The sequence below is a fragment of the Streptomyces sp. CAU 1734 genome, from assembly GCF_039888735.1.
Classification (GTDB): Bacteria; Actinomycetota; Actinomycetes; order Streptomycetales; family Streptomycetaceae; genus Streptomyces.
The window spans coordinates 23,185-48,862 of sequence record NZ_JBDQQP010000006.1 but is presented as its reverse complement, the minus strand read 5'-3'; the positions used below and the strand labels follow the sequence as shown (position 1 = coordinate 48,862).

17 protein-coding genes are annotated in these 25,678 nt (G+C 72.8%); 11 read left to right on the top strand and 6 right to left on the bottom strand.

Features of this window, described 5'->3' with window-relative positions:
- Positions 1 to 193: 193 nt before the first annotated feature.
- From AAFN69_RS12930 to meaB, 3 genes are read left to right on the top strand one after another with little or no spacing between them, the layout of a single operon-like run.
- Complete coding sequence (locus AAFN69_RS12930) at positions 194 to 2,125, top strand: methylmalonyl-CoA mutase family protein (RefSeq protein WP_347728584.1); 1,932 nt, start codon at positions 194 to 196, stop codon at positions 2,123 to 2,125.
- Entirely contained in the window at positions 2,125 to 4,362 is a 2,238-nt protein-coding gene (gene scpA, locus AAFN69_RS12925; protein ID WP_347728583.1) for a methylmalonyl-CoA mutase, read from the top strand. Before AAFN69_RS12930 ends, scpA begins: the two co-directional genes overlap by 1 nt.
- Positions 4,363 to 4,366: 4 nt before the next feature.
- On the top strand, positions 4,367 to 5,356 hold the full coding sequence (meaB, locus tag AAFN69_RS12920; protein WP_347728582.1) for a methylmalonyl Co-A mutase-associated GTPase MeaB: 990 nt from the start codon (positions 4,367 to 4,369) through the stop codon (positions 5,354 to 5,356).
- An 80-nt stretch (positions 5,357 to 5,436) separates the two neighbouring features.
- Here the strand turns inward: meaB and AAFN69_RS12915 are convergent, their stop codons facing one another.
- Entirely contained in the window at positions 5,437 to 6,258 is an 822-nt protein-coding gene (locus AAFN69_RS12915) for a hypothetical protein (protein ID WP_347728581.1), read from the bottom strand.
- A gap of 271 nt (positions 6,259 to 6,529) precedes the next feature.
- Here AAFN69_RS12915 and AAFN69_RS12910 point away from each other — a divergent pair, with 271 nt between their 5' ends.
- Positions 6,530 to 8,035: a hypothetical protein gene (locus AAFN69_RS12910; protein ID WP_347728580.1), complete on the top strand. Its 1,506-nt coding sequence runs from the start codon at positions 6,530 to 6,532 to the stop codon at positions 8,033 to 8,035.
- Positions 8,036 to 8,165: 130 nt separating this feature from the next.
- Here AAFN69_RS12910 and AAFN69_RS12905 read toward each other — a convergent pair whose 3' ends face one another.
- The gene (locus AAFN69_RS12905) at positions 8,166 to 8,516 is read right to left on the bottom strand and encodes a hypothetical protein (RefSeq protein ID WP_347728579.1); all 351 of its coding nucleotides are present in this window, start codon (positions 8,514 to 8,516) and stop codon (positions 8,166 to 8,168) included.
- A 254-nt stretch (positions 8,517 to 8,770) separates the two neighbouring features.
- On the opposite strand from AAFN69_RS12905, the gene AAFN69_RS12900 reads away from it, so the two are divergent.
- From AAFN69_RS12900 to AAFN69_RS12880, 5 genes are all read left to right on the top strand, one after another.
- Complete coding sequence (locus AAFN69_RS12900) at positions 8,771 to 10,111, top strand: 6-phospho-beta-glucosidase (RefSeq protein WP_347728578.1); 1,341 nt, start codon at positions 8,771 to 8,773, stop codon at positions 10,109 to 10,111.
- A gap of 34 nt (positions 10,112 to 10,145) precedes the next feature.
- Positions 10,146 to 13,256 carry a glycoside hydrolase family 38 C-terminal domain-containing protein gene (locus tag AAFN69_RS12895; protein WP_347728577.1) on the top strand — a complete coding sequence of 1,037 codons (3,111 nt, stop codon included), beginning with the start codon at positions 10,146 to 10,148 and terminating at the stop codon, positions 13,254 to 13,256.
- Between the two features lie 79 nt (positions 13,257 to 13,335).
- The gene (locus AAFN69_RS12890; protein WP_347728576.1) at positions 13,336 to 15,672 is read left to right on the top strand and encodes an FHA domain-containing protein; all 2,337 of its coding nucleotides are present in this window, start codon (positions 13,336 to 13,338) and stop codon (positions 15,670 to 15,672) included.
- Between the two features lie 11 nt (positions 15,673 to 15,683).
- Complete coding sequence (locus tag AAFN69_RS12885) at positions 15,684 to 16,574, top strand: hypothetical protein (protein WP_347728575.1); 891 nt, start codon at positions 15,684 to 15,686, stop codon at positions 16,572 to 16,574.
- Positions 16,574 to 17,566, top strand: a complete 993-nt coding sequence (locus AAFN69_RS12880; RefSeq protein WP_347728574.1) for a serine/threonine-protein kinase — start codon at positions 16,574 to 16,576, stop codon at positions 17,564 to 17,566. The genes AAFN69_RS12885 and AAFN69_RS12880 overlap by 1 nt, the downstream gene beginning before the upstream one ends.
- Here the strand turns inward: AAFN69_RS12880 and AAFN69_RS12875 are convergent.
- A complete protein-coding gene (locus AAFN69_RS12875; protein ID WP_347728573.1) occupies positions 17,560 to 18,831 on the bottom strand; it encodes a streptophobe family protein in 1,272 nt (423 codons plus the stop codon). The genes AAFN69_RS12880 and AAFN69_RS12875 overlap by 7 nt on opposite strands.
- Positions 18,832 to 19,920: 1,089 nt before the next feature.
- Here AAFN69_RS12875 and AAFN69_RS12870 point away from each other — a divergent pair.
- Positions 19,921 to 21,183, top strand: coding sequence for a DUF6777 domain-containing protein (locus AAFN69_RS12870; RefSeq protein ID WP_347728572.1), 1,263 nt, complete (start codon positions 19,921 to 19,923; stop codon positions 21,181 to 21,183).
- A gap of 33 nt (positions 21,184 to 21,216) precedes the next feature.
- Here AAFN69_RS12870 and AAFN69_RS12865 read toward each other — a convergent pair whose 3' ends face one another.
- From AAFN69_RS12865 to AAFN69_RS12855, 3 genes are all read right to left on the bottom strand, one after another.
- Positions 21,217 to 22,092, bottom strand: coding sequence for a GNAT family N-acetyltransferase (locus AAFN69_RS12865; RefSeq protein ID WP_347728571.1), 876 nt, complete (start codon positions 22,090 to 22,092; stop codon positions 21,217 to 21,219).
- Positions 22,093 to 22,139: 47 nt separating this feature from the next.
- The gene (locus tag AAFN69_RS12860; protein ID WP_347728904.1) at positions 22,140 to 23,594 is read right to left on the bottom strand and encodes an amino acid permease; all 1,455 of its coding nucleotides are present in this window, start codon (positions 23,592 to 23,594) and stop codon (positions 22,140 to 22,142) included.
- A 172-nt stretch (positions 23,595 to 23,766) separates the two neighbouring features.
- A complete protein-coding gene (locus AAFN69_RS12855; protein ID WP_347728570.1) occupies positions 23,767 to 24,723 on the bottom strand; it encodes a hypothetical protein in 957 nt (318 codons plus the stop codon).
- A gap of 495 nt (positions 24,724 to 25,218) precedes the next feature.
- Between AAFN69_RS12855 and AAFN69_RS12850 the strand changes: the two genes are divergently transcribed.
- Entirely contained in the window at positions 25,219 to 25,653 is a 435-nt protein-coding gene (locus tag AAFN69_RS12850) for a DUF6299 family protein (RefSeq protein ID WP_347728569.1), read from the top strand.
- The last annotated feature ends 25 nt before the right edge of the window (positions 25,654 to 25,678 follow it).

Below are 25,678 nucleotides of genomic sequence, written 5' to 3'. Positions count from 1 at the left end.
GACGGCCCCGGCACCCGCGCCGGCCGCGTGTTCCCCCGAATGGCCCCGGTGTTCACGAGCCGGCCCCTGCGGAGGGATGGATTCCTACCAGCGGGTAGAGCATCCGCCGTACGGGATCAAGCCCTCGGAGGGAGGGTAACGTCACAGTCCGTCGCACTGCTGCTCGGATACGTGGTTGTCCTAGCATCCGGGCATGACGGTCCTCCCCGATGACGGGTTCCCACTGGCCGCGGAGTTTCCGGATGTCACCCATGAGCAGTGGCGGCGGCTGGTGGCCGGTGTGCTGCGCAGGACGGGCGGGGACGTACCGGACGAGGCGGCGGAGGAGATGCTGTCCACCGCCCTGGAGGACGGGATCACCACCCTCCCCCTCTACACACCGGACACGGCGCGGCGTCCGGACACCACCGCCGGCACCGGCTCCCCGGGGGTTCCGGAGTCCCGGGGGTTCCCCGGGTTCGCGCCCTTCGTCCGGGGCGGCAGGCCCGAGGGCGGCGCGGTGGCGGGCTGGGACGTGCGCCAGCGCCACGGTCTGGCCGACCCCGCCCGGACCAATGAGGCCGTACTGACCGATCTGGAGAACGGGGTCACCTCGCTCTGGCTCTCGGTCGGCGGGACGGGCGTCCCGGTCTCCGGGCTCGGCACCGCGCTGGAGGGTGTCCACCTCGATCTCGCGCCGCTCGTCCTCGACGCGGGCGCGGAGTTCGAGCCGGCCGCCCGCGAACTGCTGCGCATCCTCGCCGGCCGCCCGGGCGGCCCCGGACAGGGACCCGGGCCCGGCAATCTGGGTGCCGATCCGCTCGGCCTCGCGGCACGGACCGGGGAGTACGACGAGACCGGCGGCCAACTCGCCGCCGCGGCCGACCTGGCCCGGCTCTGCCACGGCTCCCACCCCGGTCTGCGCGCGCTGACCGTCGACGCGATGCCGTATCACGAGGCCGGCGCCTCCCCCGCACAGGAGCTGGGATGTTCGCTCGCCACCGGGGTCGCCGTGCTGCGGTCGCTCACGGCGGCCGGGCTCACCGCCGAGGCGGCGCTGGGACAGCTGGAGTTCCGGTACGCGGCGAGTGCCGACCAGTTTCTGACGATCGCGAAGTTCCGGGCCGCCAGACGGGTCTGGGCGAGAGTGGCCGAGGTGTGCGGCGCGCCCTCCGCCGGGGCGCAGCGCCAGCATGCGGTGACCTCCCCGGTGATGATGACCCGGCGCGACCCCTGGGTGAACATGCTGCGCACCACGGTCGCCTCGCTCGCCGCCGGGGCCGGCGGCGCGGACGCAGTGACCGTGCTCCCCTTCGACCACGCGCTCGGGCTGCCGGACGCCTTCGCCCGGCGGATCGCCCGGAACACCTCCGCGATTCTGCTGGAGGAGTCCCATGTGGGCCGGGTGATCGATCCGGCGGGCGGCTCCTGGTACGTGGAACGGCTCACCGATGAACTCGCCCATGCCGCCTGGGAGTGGTTCCGGGAGATCGAACGCGCGGGCGGACAGCTCGCGGCGCTGCGCGGCGGGCTGATCTCCGAGCGGATCGGGGCGGCCTGGGAGAAGCGCCGGGCGAATCTGGCACGGCGGGCGGAGCCGGTCACCGGAGTGAGCGAGTTCCCGCTGCTGGACCAGGCCCCGGTGGAGCGCGACCCGGCGCCCGCCGCGCCGGGCGGCGGGCTGCCGAGGGTGCGCCGGGACGGGGATTTCGAGGCGCTGCGGGCCCGTTCGGACGCCTGGCTCGCGACCGCCGGCGTCCGGCCCCGGGTCTTCATCGCCGCGCTCGGCCCGGCCTCCGCGCACACGGCGCGCGCGTCGTTCGCCGGCAATCTCTTCCGGGCGGGCGGGGTGGAACCGGTGCACGACCCGGTGTCGGTGGACGCGGAGTCGGCCGCCGCCGCGTTCCGGGCCTCCGGTGCCGCCATCGCCTGTGTCTGCTCCAGTGACGCGCTGTACGCGGAGGGGGCGGGGCCGGTCGCGCGGGCGCTGAAGGAGGCGGGGGCGGTGAGGGTGTATCTGGCGGGCCGGCCGCCCGCGGAGCTGCGCGAGCGGTGGGTACGGGACGGGCTGGACGAGTTCCTTGTCGCGGGTGGTGACGCGGTCGCCGTGCTGACCTCCGCGCTGGACCGGATGGGAGTGGCGTGATGGGTGATCCGATTCCGGACTTCTCCGGTGTCCCGCTCGGGGCGCCGGCTCCCGAGGGGGTCTCCCCGGTCTTCTCCGGGGCCTCCGCGAACGCGGCGGACCAGTGGCGCACCGCCCTGAAGGAATCCACCGGAAAGGGCGACGGCGATCTCGTCTGGGAGACCCCGGAGGGAATTCCCGTCAAGCCGCTCTACACCGGACAGGATCTCGCCGGGCTGGATTTCACCGGCGGATATCCGGGGGTGGCGCCGTTTCTCCGCGGCCCCTACCCCACGATGTACGTCAATCAGCCGTGGACGATCCGGCAGTACGCCGGTTTCTCGACCGCGGAGGAGTCGAACGCCTTCTACCGGCGCAATCTGGCGGCCGGCCAGAAGGGGCTCTCGGTCGCCTTCGACCTGCCCACCCACCGGGGGTACGACAGCGACCACCCCCGGGTCACCGGGGATGTCGGCATGGCGGGGGTGGCGATCGACTCCATTTACGACATGCGGCAGCTCTTCGACGGTATTCCGCTGGACCGGATGAGTGTGTCGATGACGATGAACGGTGCGGTGCTGCCGGTGCTGGCGCTCTACATCGTGGCCGCGGAGGAGCAGGGCGTACCGCCGGAGAAGCTGGCCGGGACCATTCAGAACGACATTCTCAAGGAGTTCATGGTCCGCAACACCTATATCTATCCGCCCACCCCGTCGATGCGGATCATCTCCGACATCTTCGCCTTCACCTCGCGGCGGATGCCCCGCTACAACTCCATCTCCATCTCCGGCTATCACATCCAGGAAGCGGGGGCGACGGCCGATCTGGAGCTGGCCTACACCCTCGCGGACGGTATGGAGTATCTGCGGGCGGGGCTGGGCGCGGGGCTCGATGTGGACGCGTTCGCGCCCCGGCTCTCCTTCTTCTGGGCGATCGGGATGAACTTCTTCATGGAGATCGCCAAACTGCGGGCGGCCCGGCTGCTCTGGGCGCGTCTGGTGCGGACCTTCGATCCGAGGAATCCCAAATCCCTCTCGCTGCGCACCCACTGCCAGACCTCGGGGTGGTCGCTGACCGCGCAGGACATCTTCAACAATGTGACCCGGACGTGTGTGGAGGCGATGGCGGCGACCCAGGGGCACACCCAGTCGCTGCACACCAACGCGCTCGACGAGGCGCTGGCGCTGCCGACCGACTTCTCGGCGCGGATCGCCCGCAACACCCAGCTCCTGCTCCAGCAGGAGTCGGGCACCTGCCGGGTGATCGATCCCTGGGGCGGGAGCGCCTATGTGGAACGGCTGACCCACGATCTGGCCCGCCGGGCGTGGCAGCACATCGAGGAGGTGGAGGCGGCCGGGGGCATGGCCCGGGCCATCGACGCCGGTATCCCGAAGCTGCGGGTGGAGGAGGCGGCGGCCCGTACCCAGGCGCGGATCGACTCCGGCCGGCAGCCGGTCATCGGGGTCAACAAGTACCGGGTGGCGGCCGACGAGCGGATCGAGGTCCTGAAGGTCGACAACTCCGCGGTGCGCGGGCGGCAGATCGACAAACTGCGCAGGCTGCGCGAGGAGCGGGACGAGCGGGTCTGCCAGGACGCCCTGCGGGCGCTGACGGCTGCGGCCGAGCGCGGCCCGGGGCCGGGCCCCGAGGGCAATCTGCTGGCGCTGGCGGTGGACGCGGCCCGGGCGATGGCCACGGTCGGGGAGATCTCGGACGCCCTGGAGAAGGTGTACGGGCGGCACTCGGGCCAGATCCGTACGATCTCCGGTGTGTACCGAAACGAGGCCGGAGACTCCCCGTCCGTGGAGCGCACCCGGAGGCTGGTGGCGGAGTTCGAGGAGGCGGAGGGGCGCCGTCCGCGGATTCTGGTGGCGAAGATGGGCCAGGACGGCCACGACCGGGGCCAGAAGGTGATCGCGACCGCTTTCGCGGATCTCGGTTTCGATGTCGATGTGGGCCCGCTCTTCCAGACCCCGGCCGAGGTGGCGCGGCAGGCGGTGGAGGCCGATGTGCACATCGTGGGTGTCTCCTCGCTGGCGGCGGGGCATCTCACCCTGGTGCCCGCGCTCCGGGAGCGGCTGGCCGCGGAGGGGCGCGAGGACATCATGATCGTGGTCGGCGGGGTCATTCCGCCCCAGGACGTGGCGACGCTGCGGGAGGCGGGTGCGGCGGCGGTCTTCCCGCCGGGCACGGTGATCCCGGACGCCGCGCACGATCTGGTGCGCACCCTGGCGGCCTCGCTCGGCCACGAGCGGTGAGCCGGTGCCGCCGACGATCGACATCGACACCTATGTGAAGGGTGTGCGGGACGGTTCGCGGGCGTACATCGCCCGGGCCGTCACCCTGGTGGAATCCACCCGGGCGGATCACCGCGTGCTGGCGCAGGAGCTGCTGACCGCGCTGCTGCCGTACGCGGGAGCGTCCCGCCGGGTGGGCATCAGCGGAGTGCCGGGGGTCGGCAAGTCGACCTTCATCGACGCGCTGGGCACCATGCTGACGGGGCTCGGCCACCGGGTGGCGGTGCTCGCGGTCGATCCGTCGTCCAGCCGTACCGGCGGCTCCATTCTCGGGGACAAGACGCGGATGGAGCGGCTGGCGGTGGACCCGTCGGCCTTCGTCCGCCCCTCCCCCACCTCGGGGACGCTCGGCGGGGTGGCGAAGGCGACCCGGGAGACCATCATCGTGATGGAGGCCGCCGGGTACGACGTGGTGCTCGTGGAGACGGTCGGGGTCGGCCAGTCGGAGACCGCGGTCGCCCATATGGTCGACACCTTTCTGCTGCTGACGCTGGCGCGGACCGGCGATCAGCTCCAGGGCATCAAGAAGGGTGTGCTGGAGCTGGCCGATGTGATCGCGGTGAACAAGGCGGACGGCCCGCACGAGCGCGACGCCCGCTCGGCGGCGCGGGAGCTGGCCGGAGCGCTCCGGCTGATGCATCCGGCCGGCGCCGCGTGGACCGTGCCGGTGCTGTCGTGCAGCGCGCGCGAGTCCGCCGGGCTGGACACGGTCTGGGAGCGGATCGAAGAGCACCGGGCGGTACTGGAATCGGCGGACGGGCTCGCCGCCAAGCGCCGGGCGCAGCAGATCGACTGGGCGTGGGCGATGGTCCACGACGAGCTGCGGGAGCGGCTGCGCAGCCATCCGGCGGTACGGGAGCTGGCTCCGGGACTGGAGCGGCTGGTGCGGGACGGGGAGCTGACGGCGACGCTGGCGGCGGAGCGGATCCTGGAGGCGTTCCGGCTGCCGCGGTAGCGGTTCGGGCGCGCTGTCCGGAGCGGGCCGGGGTGGGCCGGAACGGGGCCGGGGTGGGCCGGGGTGGGCCGGGGTGGGCTCTAGCCGCCCAGCAGATAGCGGTTGAAGCGGTACGACTGGACCTGGCGGCGCATCACCGTCGCCATCGCCCGCAGCATCCCGCGCTGCGGCATCGGGATCCGCGCGCTGACCGCGGCGGGCAGCCGGGCGAGGGTGCAGGACTGGGTGAGCCGGATGCCGTCGTACCAGCTCTCCGGCTCGGCGGGGTCGGTGCAGTGCCAGCCCGTGGGCCCGCCGGCCGGGCGGGGCGCGTCATGAGTCTCCCGGAGGTCGTGGAGATCGGGCGTCCCGGGGGCCGCGGTCTCCACCGCGAAGTGCGCGCCCGGCAGCCGTGCGGCGGCGGTGCGGAAGACCTGCCGGATCTGCTCCGCGCCCCAGTGCGGCGGCACCGCCTCGGCGATGAGGAAGTACGGCCCCGGGCTCGCCCGGACGGCCTCGGTCCAGGTGCCGGTCCACACGGGGTCGGCCGGGTCCATGGCCATCCGGTGCCGCCGGCCGCGGGCCGCGACGGAGCCGCCCGGCGCGCTCCGGAGGTCCGGTTCCGGAGCGGAATGGCCGAATTCGTACCAGTGCGCCGTACCGTTGTCGAGCCGTTCGAAGCGGGTGCCGGGAGCGGCGCCGAGGTCCACCACGGTCCCGCCGGGGTGCCGGGTGAGGAATTCCTCGGTCCAGATGTCGAAGAGCAGTGTGCGCACGGCGGCACCGATCAGGCCCCGCCCGCCGGCGCCGAAGCGGGCGGCACCGGGAGCGCCCGCGGCCGTCCCCGTACGCGGCGGAACGTGTCCCGCTCCGCGGCTCTCTCCGAGCTCCGGCGAACGCCCGGCTCCATGCTCCATGGTCATCTCTCCAGGGTGTGGCGAGCGGTGGTGCGCCCGTGAGCCCGCCAGTGTAGTTAGGTAACCCTAAGTCCCTGCGCGCGGGTGTCCGTATCCCGCCACGCCCACGCCCCGCCGGGCGGCGGGAGGCGGTCCGGCACCGGCCCCGGGGCCCGGGCGGCCCTCCGGGCCCCGGGAGGCAAGTGCCCCGAGAAGCACAACCCTTCGGCCGCGCCGGGGGTCAACGCGGGTCAGGGATGGATCACCATCCGCACACCCGGACTCATGGGGAGAGTTCATGCGAGCCAGATCATCCGGGCCGGTCTCCGCGCCCTTCCGTGCCCTCGGGCTCACCGCCGCACTCGCGGTCACCGTCCCGCTGACCGCCCCGGTCGCCCTCGCCGCCCCGGCGGCGGGCCCCGTCACCGGGACGTACGCCGCGCCCGCCGCGACACCGGAGGACTTCAACGGCGACGGCTACCGCGACATCGCGGTCGCCGCGCCCGGGGCCCGGATCGGCGGAGTGCCGGACGCCGGCCATGTGGCGGTGCTCTACGGCGCCAAGTCCGCCGGCCTCCCGGCGAAGCGGCAGATCATCCACCAGGACACCGCGGGGGTGCCGGGCACCCCCGAGGCCGGGGACCTCTTCGGCACCACCGTCGCCGCCGCCGACCTCGACCGCGACGGATACACCGATCTGCTGGTCGAGTCCGCCGACGGCAGCGCCCTCGGCCGGCGGCACGGAATGATCTCGGTGATCTGGGGCGGCCGGGCCGGGCTCAAGGGTTCCGCCGTGCTGATCGAGGGCACCGCCGACGCCCGGGTCGAGGGACTGCTCACCGGCGACTTCGACGGGGACCGGCGGACCGATGTCGCCACCCGCTCCGGCGCCGGAAAGGGAGAGCAGGCCGGCAACTGGATCCGGCTGCTGGCCGGACCGTTCGGCCGGAGCGGGTCCCCGAGCCGGGTCAACCACTTCTACTCGGGCCTGGACACCCGCATCACGACCTGGGCGGCGGGCGATCTGAACCGTGACGGACACACCGACCTGGCCATGGCCCGGGGGCGGGCCGCCGCACCCGACCGCCCCCTCCACACCGAGGTGAGGCTGGGCGGCCCGCGCGGGCTGGGCACGACCATCGCGCGGATCGGGGTCGTGGGCTGGGCGGGGGCCGGCACCCGTTCGCTCGCCATCGGCGACATCAACAAGGACGGGTACAAGGACCTGGTCATCGGCACCACCGCGCCCCGCAACTCCGGCGCCGGGGGCGGGGCGGTGATCGCCCTGCGGGGCTCCTCCGCCGGACCGCTGACCCACAAGCCGTGGGTGGTGCACCAGAACAGCGCCGGGGTGCCGGGCGCCGACAGCCTCCATGACGGCTTCGGGACCGCGCTGACCATGGGCGACGCCAATGGAGACGGCTACCAGGATGTGGCCGTGAGCGTCCCGTACGAGAACGTCGGCGCGGCGGAGCAGGCGGGGACCGTGGTGCTGCTGCGCGGCTCGCGCCAGGGGCTCACCGGCAGCGGCGCCCAGCTCATCGGCCAGAACACCGCCGGGGTGCCGGGCACCGCGGAGCCGCAGGACCGGTTCGGCCGGGCGACCCGGCTGGTGGACCTCGACAGGGACGGACGGGCGGAGCTGGTCGTCGGCGCTCCCGAGGAGAACAACGGGGACGGCGCGGCGTGGATCCTGCGCGGGACGGCGTCCGGGATCACGGCCAGGGGATCGGTCTCCTTCGGCGGGAAGACCCTGGGCACCGACCCGTTCCGGAGCCGGCTGGGCGCGGAGCTGACGAACTAGCGCCGTGACCGGCGGGGTTCACCGGCCCGCGACGCCCGGCACGGCACCGGGCAAGGGGCCGCCCGGATCCCGGCGTCGGGGCGGGCCCGCCGGCCACGAACCCGTACGCACATCAGCGCCACCGGCGGGGTCAGCACCGGTGATGCCACCACGCCGGCTCCGGATCCGCCGCCGGCTCCGGGTGTGTCCGTTCGAGGAGCACCGCGTCCAGGCGCTCGACCCGGATCCGGAGTTCGGCGGCGGCTCCCGGCGGCAGCATGCGGAGAACATCCCGGAGCCGGTCCCGGGCCCAGCCCTCGCCGCAGCACGGGCAGGTGAACTCGGCCTCCCACGGCCGCCACCGGCGCCCGGTGCCGTGCACCCGCACGGACCACACACTCAGCGCCGCCGAGACGATGCCCGGGGTCAGCCGCTCCCGTTCGAGCAGACGGATCGCGGCATTCGCCCCGCCGGACAGACCGGGGACATCGCGGTACCGCACCCGGGGATTCCTGCGGAGACCTTCCCGAGGACGGAGTGAGACGGGTGTTCTACGCGGCACGGGCCCTTCGCATGCGAGTCATGGCGGGCATCCTCCCACGAGCCGGGAACCCGTGACCGGGCACGGCGTTTCGGTCCGCGCGGGCGGGACGCGCGGGCAGGATGGCGGTACGGGGACGACCATGGCCGCCGGGGACCCGGCGGACGGAAGCGACACGGAGCGGGAGTGGTGGACATGAGGCGGGTGGCGGGGGCATGAGGCTGACGATCCTCGGCGGGGGCGGATTCCGGCTGCCGCTGGTGTACGGCGCGCTCCTCGCCGACCGGGCGGAGGGCAGGGTCACCCGGGTGACCCTGTACGACACGGACCCGGCCAGGTCGGCGGCGATCGCCCGGGTGCTGGCGGACCAGGCGGCCGGGGTGCCGGACGCGCCCGCCGTGGTGGTGGCCGGTGATCTCGACGAGGCGCTGCGCGGGGCGGAGTTCGTGTTCTCCGCGATCCGGGTCGGCGGTCTGGCGGGCCGGGCGGCGGATGAGCGGATCGCGCTGGCGGAGGGGGTGCTGGGGCAGGAGACGGTCGGCGCCGGCGGTATCGCCTACGGTCTGCGGACCGTGCCGGTCGCGGTCGACATCGCCCGCCGGGTGGCCCGCCTCGCCCCGGACGCCTGGGTCATCAACTTCACCAATCCGGCGGGGCTGGTGACCGAGGCGATGGCCGCGCTGCTGGGCGACCGGGTGATCGGGATCTGTGACTCGCCGGTGGGGCTCGGCCGCCGGGTGGCCCGGGTGCTGGGTGTCAACCCGGACAGCGCGTGGTTCGACTACGCGGGCCTGAACCATCTCGGCTGGCTGCGCGGACTGCGGGTGGCGGGGCGGGACGAACTCCCCCGGCTGCTGGCCGATCCGGAGCTGCTGGGCTCCTTCGAGGAGGGCAGGCTCTTCGGCCCCGAGTGGCTGCGCTCGCTCGGCGCGATCCCCAATGAGTATCTGCACTACTACTACTTCAACCGGGAGACGGTCCGCGCCTACCGCGAGGCGGAGCTGACCCGGGGCGCCTTCCTCCACCGGCAGCAGGCCCGGTTCTACGCGGAGATGGAGCGCCCCGGCACCCCCGCGCTGGCGGCCTGGGACCGTACCCGCGCGGAGCGGGAGGCCACCTACATGGCCCACAACCGGGAGGCGTCCGGCGCGGGTGAGCGCGACGCGGCCGATCTGGAGTCGGGCGGGTACGAGAAGGTGGCGCTCGCCCTGATGCGGGCCATCGCGCGGGGCCGGCGGGCCACGCTCATCCTCAATGTCCGCAACCGCGGCGCCATCGCGGCGCTGGACGCGGAGGCGGTGGTGGAGGTGCCCTGCTTCGTGGACGCGAACGGCGCCCATCCGGTGCCCGTGAGTCCGCTGCCGGGCCATGCCACCGGTCTGGTGTGCGCGGTCAAGGCGGTGGAGCGGGAGGTGCTGGCGGCGTCCGCGAGCGGCTCCCGGGAGCGGGCGGTCTCGGCGTTCGCGCTCCATCCGCTGGTGGACTCGGTGAGTGTGGCGCGGCGGCTGGTGGACGCGTACACCGCCGCCCATCCCGGTCTGGCCCATCTCCGGTAGCAGCCCCGCCGCCGTCCGTCCCGAGGAGCCGTCCATGCACGATGAACCCCGCAGGATCGAGGAGCGGGTGGCCCGCGCCCTCGCCCTGCGCGTCGAGCCCGCCGTCCACTCACCGGCGGTCCCCTTCGAGGTGACCGCCTGGGAGGCGCCCGGTGAACCGGTGCCCTTCGCCGAGGCGGTGGCCCGGTCCTACCGGCCCTTCGCACCGGGCACCCGGTGGGGTCCGCCCTGGGGCACCACCTGGTTCCGGGTGACGGGGGAGGTGCCGGCCGCCTGGGCGGGCCGCCGGGTCGAGGCCGTTCTCGATCTCGGCTTCTCCGGCGACATGCCCGGTTTCCAGGCCGAGGCGCTGGTGTACACGGCCGGCGGCACCCCGCTCAAGGCGGTCAATCCGCGGAACCTTCATGTCCCCCTCGCCCGTCCGGCCGCCGGCGGCGAGCGGGTGACACTTCTGCTGGAGGCCGCCTCCAACCCCGACATCCTGGGCGGCGGCTTCCGGCCGACCCCGCTGGGTGAGCCGTCCACCGCCGGAAGGGATCCGCTGTACACCTTCGCCCGTGCCGACCTCGCGGTGCTCGACGAGGAGGTGTGGGGGCTCTCGCTCGATCTGCGGGTGCTCGGCGAGCTGATGGCGGAGCTCCGCGAGGACGAGCCGCGCCGGCACGAGATCGGGCACGCGCTCGACCGGGCGCTCGACGCCCTGGACCCGGATGATGTGTCCGGTTCGGCGGCCGCGGTACGGGAACGGCTGCTGCCGGCGCTCTCCCGCCCCGCGCATGCCAGCGCACACCGGATCTCGGCGGTCGGTCACGCGCACATCGACAGTGCGTGGCTCTGGCCGGTCCGGGAGACCAGGCGGAAGGCGGCCCGGACCTTCGCCAACGCCACCGCGCTGGCGGCGGAGTACGAGGAGTTCGTCTTCGCCTGCTCCCAGGCGCAGCAGTACGCCTGGGTGCGCGACCACGCGCCCGCCCTATGGGAGCGGATCAGGGACGCGGTCGTCGCCGGGCAGTGGGCGCCGGTCGGCGGGATGTGGGTGGAGGCGGACGGCAATCTGCCCGGCGGCGAGGCGCTGGCCCGGCAGTTCGTGCACGGGAAGCGGTTCTTCCTCGATCACTTCGGCATCGAGACCAAGGGGGTGTGGCTGCCCGACTCCTTCGGCTACACCGCCGCCTTCCCGCAGTTGGCGAAGCTCTCCGGGCACGAGTGGTTCCTGACCCAGAAGATGTCCTGGAACCGGACCAACCAGCTTCCGCACCACACCTTCCGCTGGGAGGGCATCGACGGGACCCGGGTCTTCACCCACTTCCCGCCGGTGGACACCTACACCGCCGAGCTCTCCGGCCGGGAGCTGGCCCATGCCGTGCGCAACTACCGGGAGAAGGGCCGGGGCACCCGCTCCCTGGTGCCCTTCGGTCATGGGGACGGCGGGGGCGGCCCCACCCGGGAGATGATGGAACGGGCCCGGCGGCTGGCCGATCTGGAGGGGTCGGCGCGGGTGCGGGTGGAGCATCCGGACGCCTTCTTCGCCGCGGCGCGGGCGGAGTATCCCGATGCCCCGGTCTGGTCGGGCGAGCTCTATCTGGAGGCACACCGCGCCACCTACACCTCGCAGGCCCGCACCAAGCAGGGCAACCGCCGCGGCGAACATCTGCTGCGGGAGGCGGAGCTGTGGGCGACCGCGGCCGCGCTGCGCGCACCGGGCCGGCCCTATCCGTACGACCGGCTGGACGCGCTCTGGAAGACGGTGCTGCTCCACCAGTTCCACGACATCCTGCCCGGGTCGTCCATCGGCTGGGTGCACCGCGAGGCGGAGGCCGAGTACGCGCGGGTCACCCGGGAGCTGGAGGAGCTGATCGCCGCGTCGCTGGCCGCACTCGGCGCGGACGGCGGCGGGCTCCGGGCCTTCAACGCCGCGCCGCGCGACCGTGCGGAGGTGGTGCGCACCCCCGACGGCGGGCTCGCGCACACCGTGGTTCCCGCGAACGGCAGCGCCCCGCTGACCACCGCGGTCCCGGCGCATCCGGTGACGGTGGCGGTGACGGACCGGGTGACCTCGGTCGCGCCCCATCCGGTGACGGTGACGGACCGGGTGCTCGACAACGGCCTGGTGCGGGTGGAGTTCGCGGCCGACGGCACCCTCGCCTCGGTACGCGATCTCACGGCCGGCCGCGAGGTGCTGGCGGCGCCCGGGAATCTGCTGCGGCTCCACACCGACCTGCCCAACCGCTGGGACGCCTGGGACATCGACGAGCACTACCGGGGCCGGTTCACCGATCTGCTCGGCACCGACTCCGTGACGGTGGCCGAGTCCGGTCCGCTGCTCGGCGCGGTACGGATCGAGCGGGCCTTCGGCACCGGCTCGCGGATCGCGCAGACCGTCACCGTACGGGCGGGCAGCCGGCGGATCGACATCGGGACGGAGATCGACTGGCACGAGGCGGAGAAGCTCCTCAAGGCCGCCTTTCCGCTCGATGTGCACGCCGACCGGGCGGCGTCGGAGATCCAGTTCGGCCATGTGCACCGGCCCACCCACACCAACACCTCCTGGGACGCGGCCCGTTTCGAGGTCTGGCACCACCGCTGGGTACATGTCGCGGAGCCGGGGTACGGCGTCGCGATCCTCAATGACGCGACCTACGGCCATGATGTGTCGCGCACGACCCGTCCGGACGGCGGTACGACGACCACGGTCCGGCTCAGCCTGGTGCGCGCGCCCCGGTTCCCCGACCCCGGGGCGGACCAGGGCCGCCACCGCTTCACCTATGCCCTGCTGCCGGGCGCTTCCCTGGAGGACGCCATCGCCGAGGGGTACGCGCTCAATCTGCCGCTCCGGCTCGCACCGGGGGCGGCCGTGGAACCGGTGGTGAGCAGTGACCATCCGGCCGTCACGGTGGAGGCGGTGAAGATGGCCGACGACCGCTCGGGCGCGGTGATCGTACGGCTGTACGAGGCCCACGGCGGCCGGGCGGCCGCGACCCTGCGGACCGGCTTCCCGCTCGCCCGGGCCGTGGTCACGGATCTGCTGGAACGCCCCCTCGGAGACGGCGAGGGCGGCGGAGCACTCCGGGTGACCGGGGAGGGGATCGCGGTGGCGCTCCGTCCGTTCCAGATCCTGACCCTGCGGCTGACCCCGGAGGCGTAGCACCGGCCCCGGAGGATGTCCGCCCTCGTGAGACCGGCTCGCGGGGGCGGATACCGTCACCAATCGATAGAATTCAAGCATGGCAGAGCGGCCCATCGCTCCGACCGCACCCGAACTCGTCCTCGAAACCGGCGACAGATCCACCGTGATCAGCCCGGACCGGGACTACCACTTCGGGCGCGACCCGCTGAGCGACATCGTGCTCGACGACGACCGGGTGTCCTGGCACCACGCCGTCCTGCATGCCGAGGACGGGCACTGGACGGTCGCCGACGAGCACAGCACCAACGGGACCTGGGCGGACGGCAGACGGGTCGCGGAGAGCGATGTGCGCGCCGGCAGTGTGCTCCGCTTCGGCGACGCGGCCGACGGCCCGCGCGCCGTGCTCATGGCCTCCGCTCCCCCGCTCTCGGGCCTCCATCTGGCCGCGCCCGCCGCCACCGGCACCTTCCGCCGGCCCACCACGGTGCGCCCGCTGCCCGCCCGGACCGTGCGGATCGGCCGCAGCCCCTCCAACGACCTGGTGGTGGACGATCTGACGGTCTCCCGCCACCACGCGGAACTGCGGCTGCGCCCGGACGGCACCCATGAGATCGCCGACCTCGGCTCGCACAACGGCACCTTCCTCAACGGCGCGCCGGTCACCACCGCCCCGGTCGCCCAGGGCGATGTGATCGGCATCGGGCACTCCGCCTTCTGCCTGGTGGGCGACGAGCTCCAGGAGTACGTGGACACCGGTGAGATCTCCCTCGGCGTCCAGGATCTCGCCGTCACCGTGGACCGGGGCCGGCGCACCCTGCTCGACCATGTCTCCTTCCCCGTCGGCCAGAAGTGTCTGCTCGCCGTCGTCGGCCCGAGCGGCGCGGGCAAGTCGACCCTGCTCAACGCCCTCACCGGACTGCGCCCCGCCGACCACGGCACCGTGCTCTACGACGGCCGCGACCTCTACCGCGACTACGCCGAGCTGCGCAGCCGCATCGGGCTGGTGCCGCAGGACGACATCCTGCACACCCAGCTCACCGTGCGCGCCGCCCTCGGGTACGCCGCCGAACTGCGCTTCCCGCAGGACACCGCCGCGGACGAACGCCGGGCGCGGGTGGCGGAGGTGATCCGCGAACTCGGCCTGGAGGAGCGCGCGGGCCAGCGCATCCACACCCTCTCCGGCGGCCAGCGCAAACGCGTCAGTGTCGCGCTGGAGCTGCTCACCAAGCCCTCGCTCCTCTTCCTCGACGAACCGACCTCGGGCCTCGACCCCGGGATGGACCGCTCGGTGATGCAGATGCTGCGCGGCCTGGCCGACGACGGCCGGACCGTCATCGTGGTCACCCACAGTGTGCTCAGTCTCGATGTGTGCGACCGGCTGCTGGTCCTCGCGCCCGGCGGCAGGATCGCCTACTTCGGCCCGCCCGGGGACGCGCTGTCGTTCTTCGGCTTCGAACGGTGGCCGGAGGCGTTCGAAGCCTTCGAGAACGACCGGGAGCGCGACTGGGCCGGCGCGTACCGCGACTCCCCGCTCAGCCGGAGATACGGCGCGTCCCGCCCGGCCTCGGACGCGCCCGACCGGGACATCTCCGTCCCGGTCGCGCCGCCCCCGCCGAAACCGCAGAGCTGGGGCTCCCAGCTGTGGACCCTGATCAGGCGGTACTCCGCCGCGCTCGCCGCCGACCGCACCTTCCTCATCATCATGATCGCGCTGCCGTTCGTGATGGGCGCGATGGCCCGGGCGCTGGCGGGCGGCCGGCTGGACCGCGAGACCGCGATGAACGCCCTGCTCATCCTCTGCGTCGGCGGTGTGCTGACGGGCGCCGCCAACGCGGTGCGGGAACTCGTCAAGGAACGCGTCATCTACCGGCGGGAACGTGCCGTCGGGCTGTCCCGTTCCGCGTATCTGATGTCCAAAGTCGTGGTGCTGGGCACCATCACCGTCCTCCAGGCCGTTGTCCTCACCCTGGTGGGGCTCGCGGGCGTCGATCTCGGCGCTCCGGGCGGCGAAGGGGTGGTGACGGCCCCGCTGGCCGAGATCACCCTGGCCGTGGCACTGCTGTCGTTCACCGCGATGATGCTCGGCCTGCTCGTCTCCGCCCTGGTGCGCAAGGAGGAGGTCACCATGCCGCTGCTGGTGCTCCTCGCGATCGTGCAAGTGGTGTTCTGCGGGGCGCTGCTCAAGCTGGACGGGCTGCCGGTGATCGAGCAGCTGGCCTGGCTCGTGCCGTCGCGATGGGCGCTCGGAGCGATGGCCGGCACCATCGGACTGGCCCGGACCGTGCCGGGAAAGCTGACCTCGGATCCTCTCTTCGAGCACTCGGCGGCGGTCTGGCTCACCAATATGGGCATGATGGTGGTCCTCTCCGTGCTCTTCGGCTTCCTGGTGCTCCGGCTGCTGCGCCACCAGGAACCCGCCGTGATGCGGAAGTAGGGCGGCGTCCGATGACGACCGCGGACTTCCGGCCGACCCATGTGATCCCGCCCGCCGGGCTGCCCGCGTGGCAGGACCCGGATGTCTCCCGCCCCACCGAACCGCTCGACCCGCTGCTGCCGGTCCGTCTGGTCGACCGGCGCGGCGACTGGGGCCGGATCCTCTGCGCGAACGGCTGGTCCGCCTGGGTGGACGGCCGTCTGCTGATCACCGTCCCCGAGACCCCGCCCGCCCCCGGCCTGCCACCCGCCCGCACCGCGGACCCGCGCCCGCTGCTCGCCAGGGCGGAGCGGGCACTGGCCGAGTACCGGGAGGCGGTGGAGGAGCTGATGGCGGGCCGGATCGACGGCGAGGGCTTCCGGGAGCGGACCCGGGGCCGCCGGGTGGGGCTGGTCGCCGACGGCGAGTCGGTCTGGCTGTACGACGCGGAGCACGAGCGCTGGGTGTACGGCGACGGGCGGAGCCTGAGCACCTTCGCGGTCCCGGCGGACCCGGCGGGCCCCGTGGACCCCGTGGACCCGGCGGACCCCGTGGACCCCGTGGACCCGGCGGACCCCGTGGACCCGGCGGACCCCGCCGGTCGGGGCGCTTCGGGCGGTCGGGACGCCTCGGGCGGCGCCGAGCCGACCGGGGGCGTACCGGCGGAGGGCACACCGGCACGGGAACCCACCCGGGTCGTACCGGCGGAGACCGCGCCCGACCCCACCCGCGTCGCCGCGCCACCGTCGCCGCCACCCACCCGGGTCGTACCGGCGGAGGACACACCCGCACCGGAACCCACCCGCGTCGTACCGGCCGAGACCGCGCCCGCGCCCGACCCCACCCGGGTCGTACCGGCCGAGCCGGACCAGGAAGTGCCCGAACCCACCCGTACCGCCGCACCGCGCGAGGGTGAACCCTGATGGCGCCGGTCCCTCCCGGGACCGGGCTGCCCTCGGGCCGGGCCTCCGATCTGATCGGGAAGCGGATCGCGGACTACCGGGTGGAGCGCGAGATCGGCCGCGGCGGCATGGCCGTGGTGTACCGCGCCCGGGATCTGCGGCTCGACCGGACGGTGGCACTCAAACTCCTCGCCCCCGAACTCGCCCGCAACGACACCTTCCGCAAACGGTTCACCCACGAGTCACGGGTGGCCGCGGCCATCGACCATCCGCACATCGTGCCGGTCTTCGAGGCGGGTGAGACGGACGGGCTGCTCTACATCGCGATGCGCTACGTCCCGGGCCAGGACCTGCGGGCCCTGCTCAACCGCACGGGCCCGCTGCCGGTGGCGACCGCCGGCCGGATCGCCGCCCAGGTCGCCTCCGCACTCGACGCCGCCCACGCCCACGACCTGGTGCACCGCGATGTGAAACCGGGCAACATCCTGATCGCCGAGGGCACCGACAGCGACCACCCGGAGCATGTCTATCTCACCGACTTCGGGCTCACGAAGAAATCCCTCTCACTGACCGGATTCACCACCGTCGGGCAGTTCGTCGGCACGCTCGACTATGTGGCACCGGAACAGATCTCGGGCCGGCCCGTGGACGGCCGGTGCGATGTGTACGGCTTCGCCTGTGTCGTCTACGAGACCCTGGCCGGCACTCCGCCGTTCCAGCGCGACGACGACATGGCCCTGCTGTGGGCCCATCAGTTCGACACACCACCATCCCTGACCGAACGCCGGCCCGAACTCCCGGCCGCGGTGGACCCCGTCCTCGCCAGGGCACTCGCGAAGAGCCCGGACGAGCGGTACGACACCTGCGGCGGATTCGTGAGCGCGCTGCGCGCCGCCGCCCTCGCCCGCGTACCCCCCACCGCGCCGCGCTCCGCCCGGATCGTGTCGCGCACGGTGACCCCGCCGCCGGAACCGCCGGAGTGGGCCCGGCCGGTCTTCCCCCGCGGTCACTGACCCCGCGCCCCGGCCTCACCCCGCCGCCGCACGGGCCCGGCGATCAGGGCGCCGAGAAAGCCCGTGACCGCCCCCCACACCAGAGCGAGGCCGAGCGCCGGCCACAAGTGCGGGGTGAGCGCGACCTTGGCACCCAGGGCGCCGCCGAGATCACCGATGCCGAGCAGAGAGAGCCCGAAGGAGGCGTCGACGGGCACGATCAGACAGATCACCAGCACCGTCAGAGTGAGCGCCACCGCCATCCGCGCCGCATGCTCCCAGGCCGGCATGGACGCCGGTGAACGCACCGCCATGAGCACGGCGGCCCCCAGAACCAGTACGGCGGCCCCCGCCAGCAGCCACCAGACCCGGGCGTCGTGCTCGGCCAGCGTACGCAGATTGAGGGTCCCGCCGCCGGGGGTGCGGACCACCAGATCGAGCAGCCGGGGCATGGGCAGCCCGAACGGCCCCTCGGCCGTGCCGTCCCAGGACGCCCCGAGCCCGAGAGTGAGAGCGAGCCAGACCAGATTCGGCACACCCAGCAGGATCACGGCGAAGGTCTCGGCGGGATGCCCGCGCGTGGCGGCGACCACCAGCCCGGCGATCACCCCCACCGCGACACAGCCGAGCAGCAGTACGACCATGGCGTACGCGGCGGGCCGCACCGGAGCCTGAAAACGCAGCAGCCGGGCGGGGAGCGGAGCGCCGCGCGACACCACCAGCGAGAGCAGCAGCAGGATCGCCACCCAGACCAGCCCCAGGAACAGCGTGCGCGGGACATCGGCCCGGAAGCCCGCGTGCGGCGTGGTGCCGAACAGCTCGCCGATGTCGGAGACGACGCCGCCGGGCTCGATCGCGAAGGTCTGCCGCGCGTACGCCGCGAGGGCGATCAGCACCAGTGTCCAGAGGGCGGCCGTGCGCGCCGCCCAGCCGAGCAGCTCACGGCCGGCCGTCACGGCCCGGTGCCGCAGCGGGCGCAGAAAGCCCCGGGCGAGAGCGAGTGCCGCCGCGAGAGTGACGGAGAGCGGCCGGACATGGAGCACGGCCCGGGTCTCCCCGAGCGGTCCGGCGTCACCCGAGAGATCCACGGAACCGCCGAAGGCCAGCACCATCACGGCCGCCACCACGCGCGGGTACGCACCGCCGGGCAGACCGCCCGCACCCGCCGCCCACACCCCGAGCGCGGCCGTGACAGCCGCCGCCACCACGGCGGCGGCGACCGCGACAAGTGCCTGAAGCCAGCCGTGCGGGGCACGCGCGCGGGCCGGAGGCTGTGGAGAGCTCACGCTGTCACGCTATGCAGGCATCCCCGCGCCCGCCCGCCGGACTGGTCCGACCGCGAAGGGGGGCGGGTGCCTCTGGCGGGGTGCGTTTCCGGGGCTCCGCCCTGGGCCCGGCGCCTCAATCGCCGGCGGGGCTCTTGTGTGTGCGGGTTGCCCGTATCCCCGGGCCGGGTGCTTGTTGGTGCGGGTTGGGTGCCGCTCCGGTTCGGCACTGGGGCTGCATGATTTACGGCGCGCGCACCCGGTCTTGTTCTGATCACCCGGGTTTGCGCCACAAATCACGCTTGACGCCCCAGTACCGCTCCTGCGCGTCCCCCTTTCCGCGAGTAAGCCCAGTGCGTGATGACAGTGCTCTGCGCGTCCGTGCGTTCCGAGACGGTTTCACAAGGCGGGGAACCCCGCTCCGGAACGTCACCCGGGGGCCGGATTGTGATGGGCGTCAGAGTGGGCGGGTGCTTCTGGGCGGGCGCTCCCGCACCGGAAACAAGCGGCTTGGGGTGGGGGGCTGCTTATCGGGCGATGCTCGTGAAGGGGGTGTGCAGGGTCGTCCCCGGAAGAGCCGGCGGTAAGACCGGGGTGATCAGTGCAAGCGCGCCGGTTTCCGCCGGCTCTGAGGAGTCGAGCCCGGAGGACCCCCGGGCCGAACCAATGCGAAGGTGTCCCGCCCCGTACCCACGCACCGACCCGCACCAGCGAACAACAGCACCAAACTCAGCCTCGCCGGCGTTTGAGGCGCCGGGTCCGGGGCGGAGCCCCGGAAAGGCACCCGCACCACGGGCGACCCGAACGACGCGGGCGAGGACGCGACACCGCCCCCACACCAGCCCGCACCCGCGAACGAGAGCAAGCAAAATCCAGCCCCGCTGGGGGTACCTCCCAGGCGAAGCTCTGGGGGAGATTGAGGCGCCGGGCCCGGGGCGGAGCCCCGGGAAAGAACCCGCACCCCGACCCGTGTGCGCCATGCGGTCCGCATACACCGCACCGGCCGTGTCCAATCCCGCACCCCGCAACCCCCCGGCGCACAATGCACCTAGATGCGAGAAATCGGAGGTTTCTCGCCTTCGTTCTTACTCGGGGAAGAAGAGTCCACCCATGAGCGCCGAACCGCCCTCGTCCGAGCGGCCCACCGAATCGCCGTCCGGACCGCCCTCCGGACCGCTCTCGGGTCCCACGCGGCAGAACCCCGTCCCGCCGCCACCGCCGGACGGGACCGGCGGCGGTCCCTCCGGCCCGCGCCCTCCGGGCGGCTCGGGCGGCACGGGGGAACCAGGTGGCCCCACCGGGCCCGCCGGGAAGCCGGGGCGCCCGTGGTGGCGCTCCGTACCCGGGATCGCCGGCTTCGCCGCCGTGCTCATCGCGGCCGTCGTCGTGACGGTGATCCTCACGCGCTCCGACGGTGACGGCGCCGGCTCGGGGAGCTCCGCGCAGGGGGAGGTGTTTCTCCAGGCGGCGGGGTCGGCGGGGCCGGACCCGTACACCGCCTCGACGGCGGATGACAGCGCCGCCGAGGGCACCGCCACGGGCCTGCCCACCGCGTCGGCCTCGCCGGCGAACACCACTCAGGGGGTCACGGGCTCGACACCGGGTCTGTACGGCGGCACCCGGAACACGGCGAGCTGCGATGTGGAGCGGCAGATCCGCTACCTGACGGACGATCCGTCCCGGCGGAACGCCTTCGCCGGCGCCCTGGACATCGAGCCCGGTGACGTACCGCGCTATCTGCGCTCGCTGACGCCGGTTCAGCTGCGGCTGGACACCCGGGTGACCAACCACGGTTACCGCAACGGCTCGGCCACCCCGTACCAGGCGGTGCTCCAGGCGGGCACGGCGGTGCTGATCGACGATCGCGGGGTGCCCCGGGTGCGCTGTGCCTGTGGCAATCCGCTGGATCCGCCGGTGGCCCAGAAGGGGACGGTGAAGCGGACGGGGGACTCCTGGCCGGGCTACAACCCGTCGAAGGTGGTCGTGGTGGAGCCGGCGCCGGGGCCGGTGAAGGAGTTCGTCCTCTACGACGGGAAGAACCGGGACTGGATCGCCCGTCCCCCGGGCAGTGACGGCGACACGGACACCACGGCGAAGCCGCCCGAGGGCAAACCGTATCCACCGGTCTCGCCGTGTCCGGAGGGCGCGGCGGAGTGTCCGCCGGTCTCGCCGTCGGGCGCCTCATCGGAGCCCGCGTCGCCCGAGGCGCCGTCGTCCGGGCCCGCGTCGCCCGAGGGGCCCTCGTCGGCGCCCCCGGCCGAGCCGGCGTCGCCCGAGGCACCCGCGCCCGAATCACCGCCGGAGGCGCCGGCATCGGACGGATACGGGACCCCCGGCAGCCCCGCGCCGCCGGCGGGCACGCCGGAGAGCTGAGGAGCCGGGGGCCGGCGGGCCCCCGGCTCCGGGTCAGCCGAGTTCGAGTGTGGTGATCCCGAAGACCCGCTCGGTCCGGATCTCGGGCGCCGGACCGGTGTACATGCGGACGGTGGGGAACTGGGCCGTCAGCCCCCGGTCGGCGGCGATTTCCGCCGCCGCCGGCTGTGTCTCGGGCATGTCGACGGCGACCTCGTCGCCGGGGCCGAGGCCGGAGGTGAGCGCGTCCAGGAGCGCTCCGGCGTCGTCGGGGGTGTCGGCGAAGAGCGGGCCGATCCGGTACGCGTCCCGGGCGGGCCGGATGACCCCGTATCCGGTGACCCGGCCGTCGCGCAGCCGGACATGCGCGGTGTGTCCGGCCGTGCCGAGCCAGCGGGAGACGAAGCCCCTGCGGTCGGCGGGAAAGCACTCGCGGTCGTACGCGGCGATCGCGTCCAGATGTTCCGGCGCGACGGGTACGGTGCCCGGGGCCGGCGCGCCGGCGCGCTCGGGCCGGCCGCTCCAGCGGACGGTTCCGTACGCCGGGATGAAACCGGAGCGCTGGTAGTTGGCCTGCTGCGCGGGGACCGCGTCCAGCCCCACGAGCCGGTCCCCGGCGTGCCCGAAGGCGGCCCGCCAGGTGGCGAGGCCCAGGCCCCGGCCCCGGAGGTCGGGGCGGGTGAGGTAGTAGCCGAGGAAGGCGTACCGGTCGGAGTAGGTGACGACGGAGATGGCGGTGGCGAGTTCCCCGTCGATCCGGCCGGTGAAGAAGCCCGCGGGGTCGGTGGGATGGAAACAGCCGACATCGCCGCGGCCCGGGTTCCATCCTTCGTCGGCACACCACTCCGCCACCTCGTGCCATGCGTCGAGGGAGGCGGGGGCGATGGTGAGACCGGCCGGTTCCCGGGTGCCGGTGAGAGGGTTGTTCACGGGGGATTACTCCATTCGGGTGAGCGGGTGTGTCCGAGGCGCGCGGGTCAGACCAGATCCATCGCGGCGACCTCGTCGGGGCTGCCGTAACTGACGGGTCCCTGGAAGCGCCGCCGGGCGGTGGTGAACCACCACGCGGTGGCGATGAGGAGGACGGCGCCGAGGGCGATCGGGGCGTAGTTGAAGGTGCGGGCGGTCACCGGGGAGGCGTGCGGCAGCATGAAGAGCACACTGCTGAAGACGATCCAGGCGACGGCGACGGCGGCGACCGGTCTGCCCCAGCGGCCGAGGTGCCAGGGGCCGGGTTCGAAGTCGTCGCCGAGCCGGAGCCGGAGGTATATGGGTGCTCCGTAGGCGAGATAGAGCCCGACGACATTGACGCTGACGATCGCGGTGAAGGCGGTGTGGGACCACCAGGCGGGGGTGATCAGTACGAAGGAGCAGGCGGCGGCGAGCCATACCGCTTTGACGGGGGTCCGGGTGCGCGGGGAGACGGAGTGCCAGTGGCGTGATCCGGGCATGGCGCCGTCCCGGGCGAAGGCGAAAATCTGGCGGGTGTTGCTGGTCATGTTGGCGAGGCCGCAGAAGAGCATGGCCCCGATCACGACCAGCAGCAGCACTTCGGCGGTGGTCGGGCCGAGCGCGTCGAGCAGGATCCGTACCGGTGGCGCGGCGGAGGCCGCCGTGGCCGCATAGTCACGGATGGCATAGACCAGGGCGAGTACCAGGATCAGTCCGGCGACGGCGGAGCCGCCGATGGCCCGCATGATGCCCTTGGGAGTGTTGACGGTCGCCTTCACCGTCTCTTCGGACATGTGAAAACTGCCGTCGAATCCGGTGAAGGTCCAGCTGGTGACGAGAAGTCCGAGCATGGCCGCGTAGACGGCGCTGTCGAAGCCGGTGGTGTTCACGAAATCGAAGGCGAATGAAGGGGGTTGATGGTGATCGGGAATGATGACGAGGGCGAGGACAATCGCCGTCATACCGATCAGCAGCCACCACACGGAGATCCGGTTGAGGGTGGCGACCAGTTGCACGGTGTAGGTGTTGGCGAGTGCCTGTAACAGCAGAATGACGGTGATGATGAGCACCGTGCGCTGTCCGGTGACCTGATATCCGGGCCACTGCATGGCGAGGAATGCCTGGATGAAGGTGGCCGCGGCATAGCCGGTGGCGGCGGTGCCGCCGATCTGTCCGACGAAGTTGAGCCAGCCGGTGTACCAGGACCAGGCGCCCCGGTGGCGTCTGGCGAGCTTGCCGGCGGAGAAGTAGAGCGCACCGCTGGTGGGGTAGGCGGAGGCGATCTCGCCCATCGCGGCGCCGACGAACAGCACCATGACGGAGACGCCGATCCAGCCGAGCACCAGAATCAGCGGGCCGCCCGCCCCCATGCCGAAGCCGAAGGCGGAGAATACACCGGAGATTATGTTGATGATGGTGAAGGAGATGGCGAAGTTGTCGAATGCGCGGAATCTTCTGGTGAGTTTCCGCGGATAGCCCATGGCATGCAGCGTGGCGTCGTCGTCGAGGGTGATCGAGCGGTCATCGGCACCGGCGTCGGCATTGCCGCCGGAACGCCGCCGGGACCGGCTTTTTCGCGGTGCGGGAATTTCTGGTCGCTCGGACACAACGCGTCCTTTCCGTTGATGACGCGCGGGACGGTCGCTGCGGAATTCAGCCGGAGTTCGGAATGGGAAGTCCGCAGGCACGTCTCGCCTTGGTCAGTTGTTCGCAGGGAGCTCCGAAAAAACTCCAGGGCATGCGTGCCGCATAGGGGCCCATCGCCAGCAGGACTTCACGGGCCTCTTTCTCCCGGTTTCCCATGTAGAGGGCGTGGGCGAGATAGGACAGGTCGAGTACGGGGGTGAAGCGGTAGCGGCCCACCAGGGGGAACCAGTTGCGGTAGCCGCCGGTGGCGGTGGTCACCCACTGGGGCTGGCGCCAGGCCCGGTAGGCGAGGAGCGCGGAGGGGTCGTACTCCTCGGCGAGGGCGACGAGGGGCAGCATGCGCAGCGCCGAGGAGGCGGGGGCGCGGTGGCTGAGGAAGGAGGCGACATCCCAGCGGGCGCTGGCGGTGCCGCCGTGGCGGGTGAAGAAAAAGGCCAGGAAACGATGGTGCGCCTCCCGGTTCCAGGGGTCGAGACCGAGGATGCGGGAGAGCAGCCGCCAGGGCCCCGGCGGGGCGGTCAGCAGGCCGTTCGGCGCGGGGTCGACGGTGCGCCGGATCGGGGCGAGGGCCAGCAGGGCGACATGCGGGGTGGGGTCGTGGGGCAGCAGTCCGGCGGCACGGGCGCAGGCGGCGACGGCGATACCGGCGAGGGGCGGGGTGTGCGGGTCTCCCGTGTCGGCGGCGCGCAGCGCCCTGAGCATGGCCACCCGCGCCCACAGCAGAGCCGATTCGGGGCAGGGCTGTTCGGCGAGCCAGCGTTCGGCGATGTCGGAGTCGGCGGCCTCGGAGGCGAGAACAAGTGAGCGATGGGCCCTGAGGTCGAAATCCCCGCGGGATTCGCGGAGCGTCTCCCGGGCGCTGAGGTAGCGTCCGGCCCTGATGTCGATGCAGGCGCGGGCCAATTGATGATCGTCGGCCGCGGGATGCCAGACATACTGCCCGTCGAACGAACCGGCAGACACGATCCTCCCCCCTTCCCCCGGACTTCCCCCGGACGAGTGTCAACCGCGGGCATTCAGACCAGGCCGAATCCGGCCGGGCCGGTTCGGATCCGTGTGGATCACCGAACAGCGGGACCACACCCTACTCACGATCAAGTGAGAGCGAAAACACTCGTCCGAGTAACTCCGGTGCGCCCGATTGGACGCGGCGAGGACACTCAACCGACGATTGGCATATGCCTCCATCATGGGCGACAAGGGATTCCCGGCACCTTCCGAAACGCCCGCCCCATTGGTGACACGGGCCGCGGCACGGCCCGCGCGCGCGTATTGACCCCGCCGGCCGGGGCGGCCTTGCCGAGCCGCCCAATTTTGTTGAATCTTCACCAGACCGACCTCCATGACACCGCGACTCAGGGAATCCACCGAACGGTTGACCGAGAATCGGAATAGCAGACACATCACCCGTTCGCATGGATCTGCGTAACCTTTGCCGGATGTGTTCGTTGGGGGAACATGATCAACGCACGACGCGCTCTGCTTCTTTCCGCGGCCGGTATCGCGGCCGCCCTGGCGGCCGGACTCCTCCCCGGCACCGCCAGTGCGCAATTCACCCCCGACACCGTGACCATCGCGCCGGCCGGACGGATCGCCCGGGACGGCACCCTCACTCTCAGCGGCACCTACCGCTGCTCGTCGCTCCGTTCCGGTGTGGTCCTCATCGGCGCGGAGGCCACCCAGGGCAAGAAGCGGGCCGGGACCGACGGCACCGTGGCGACCTGCGACAACCGGGTGCACAGCTGGCGCAACAGCGGTCATCCGCTGAAGAAGTTCAGCACCGGCGGGGCCGACGGCCGGGCGACCCTCATCGAGCTGGACACCTCGCACGGGCTGATCCCCCTCCCCGTCATCCTCAACTCGCACAGCAGGCGGCTGACGCTCGGGCGTTAGGCCGTTTCTCGCGGATCGGGCTGGA

Coding starts and splice junctions, on each gene's coding strand:
- AAFN69_RS12930 (WP_347728584.1), top strand. CDS start 194: ATGACGGTCCTCCCCGATGACGGGTTCCCACTGGCCGCGGAGTTTCCG.
- scpA (WP_347728583.1), top strand. CDS start 2,125: ATGGGTGATCCGATTCCGGACTTCTCCGGTGTCCCGCTCGGGGCGCCG.
- AAFN69_RS12915 (WP_347728581.1), bottom strand. CDS start 6,258: ATGACCATGGAGCATGGAGCCGGGCGTTCGCCGGAGCTCGGAGAGAGC.
- AAFN69_RS12910 (WP_347728580.1), top strand. CDS start 6,530: ATGCGAGCCAGATCATCCGGGCCGGTCTCCGCGCCCTTCCGTGCCCTC.
- AAFN69_RS12900 (WP_347728578.1), top strand. CDS start 8,771: ATGAGGCTGACGATCCTCGGCGGGGGCGGATTCCGGCTGCCGCTGGTG.
- AAFN69_RS12895 (WP_347728577.1), top strand. CDS start 10,146: ATGCACGATGAACCCCGCAGGATCGAGGAGCGGGTGGCCCGCGCCCTC.
- AAFN69_RS12890 (WP_347728576.1), top strand. CDS start 13,336: ATGGCAGAGCGGCCCATCGCTCCGACCGCACCCGAACTCGTCCTCGAA.
- AAFN69_RS12885 (WP_347728575.1), top strand. CDS start 15,684: ATGACGACCGCGGACTTCCGGCCGACCCATGTGATCCCGCCCGCCGGG.
- AAFN69_RS12880 (WP_347728574.1), top strand. CDS start 16,574: ATGGCGCCGGTCCCTCCCGGGACCGGGCTGCCCTCGGGCCGGGCCTCC.
- AAFN69_RS12870 (WP_347728572.1), top strand. CDS start 19,921: ATGAGCGCCGAACCGCCCTCGTCCGAGCGGCCCACCGAATCGCCGTCC.
- AAFN69_RS12860 (WP_347728904.1), bottom strand. CDS start 23,594: ATGGGCTATCCGCGGAAACTCACCAGAAGATTCCGCGCATTCGACAAC.
- AAFN69_RS12850 (WP_347728569.1), top strand. CDS start 25,219: ATGATCAACGCACGACGCGCTCTGCTTCTTTCCGCGGCCGGTATCGCG.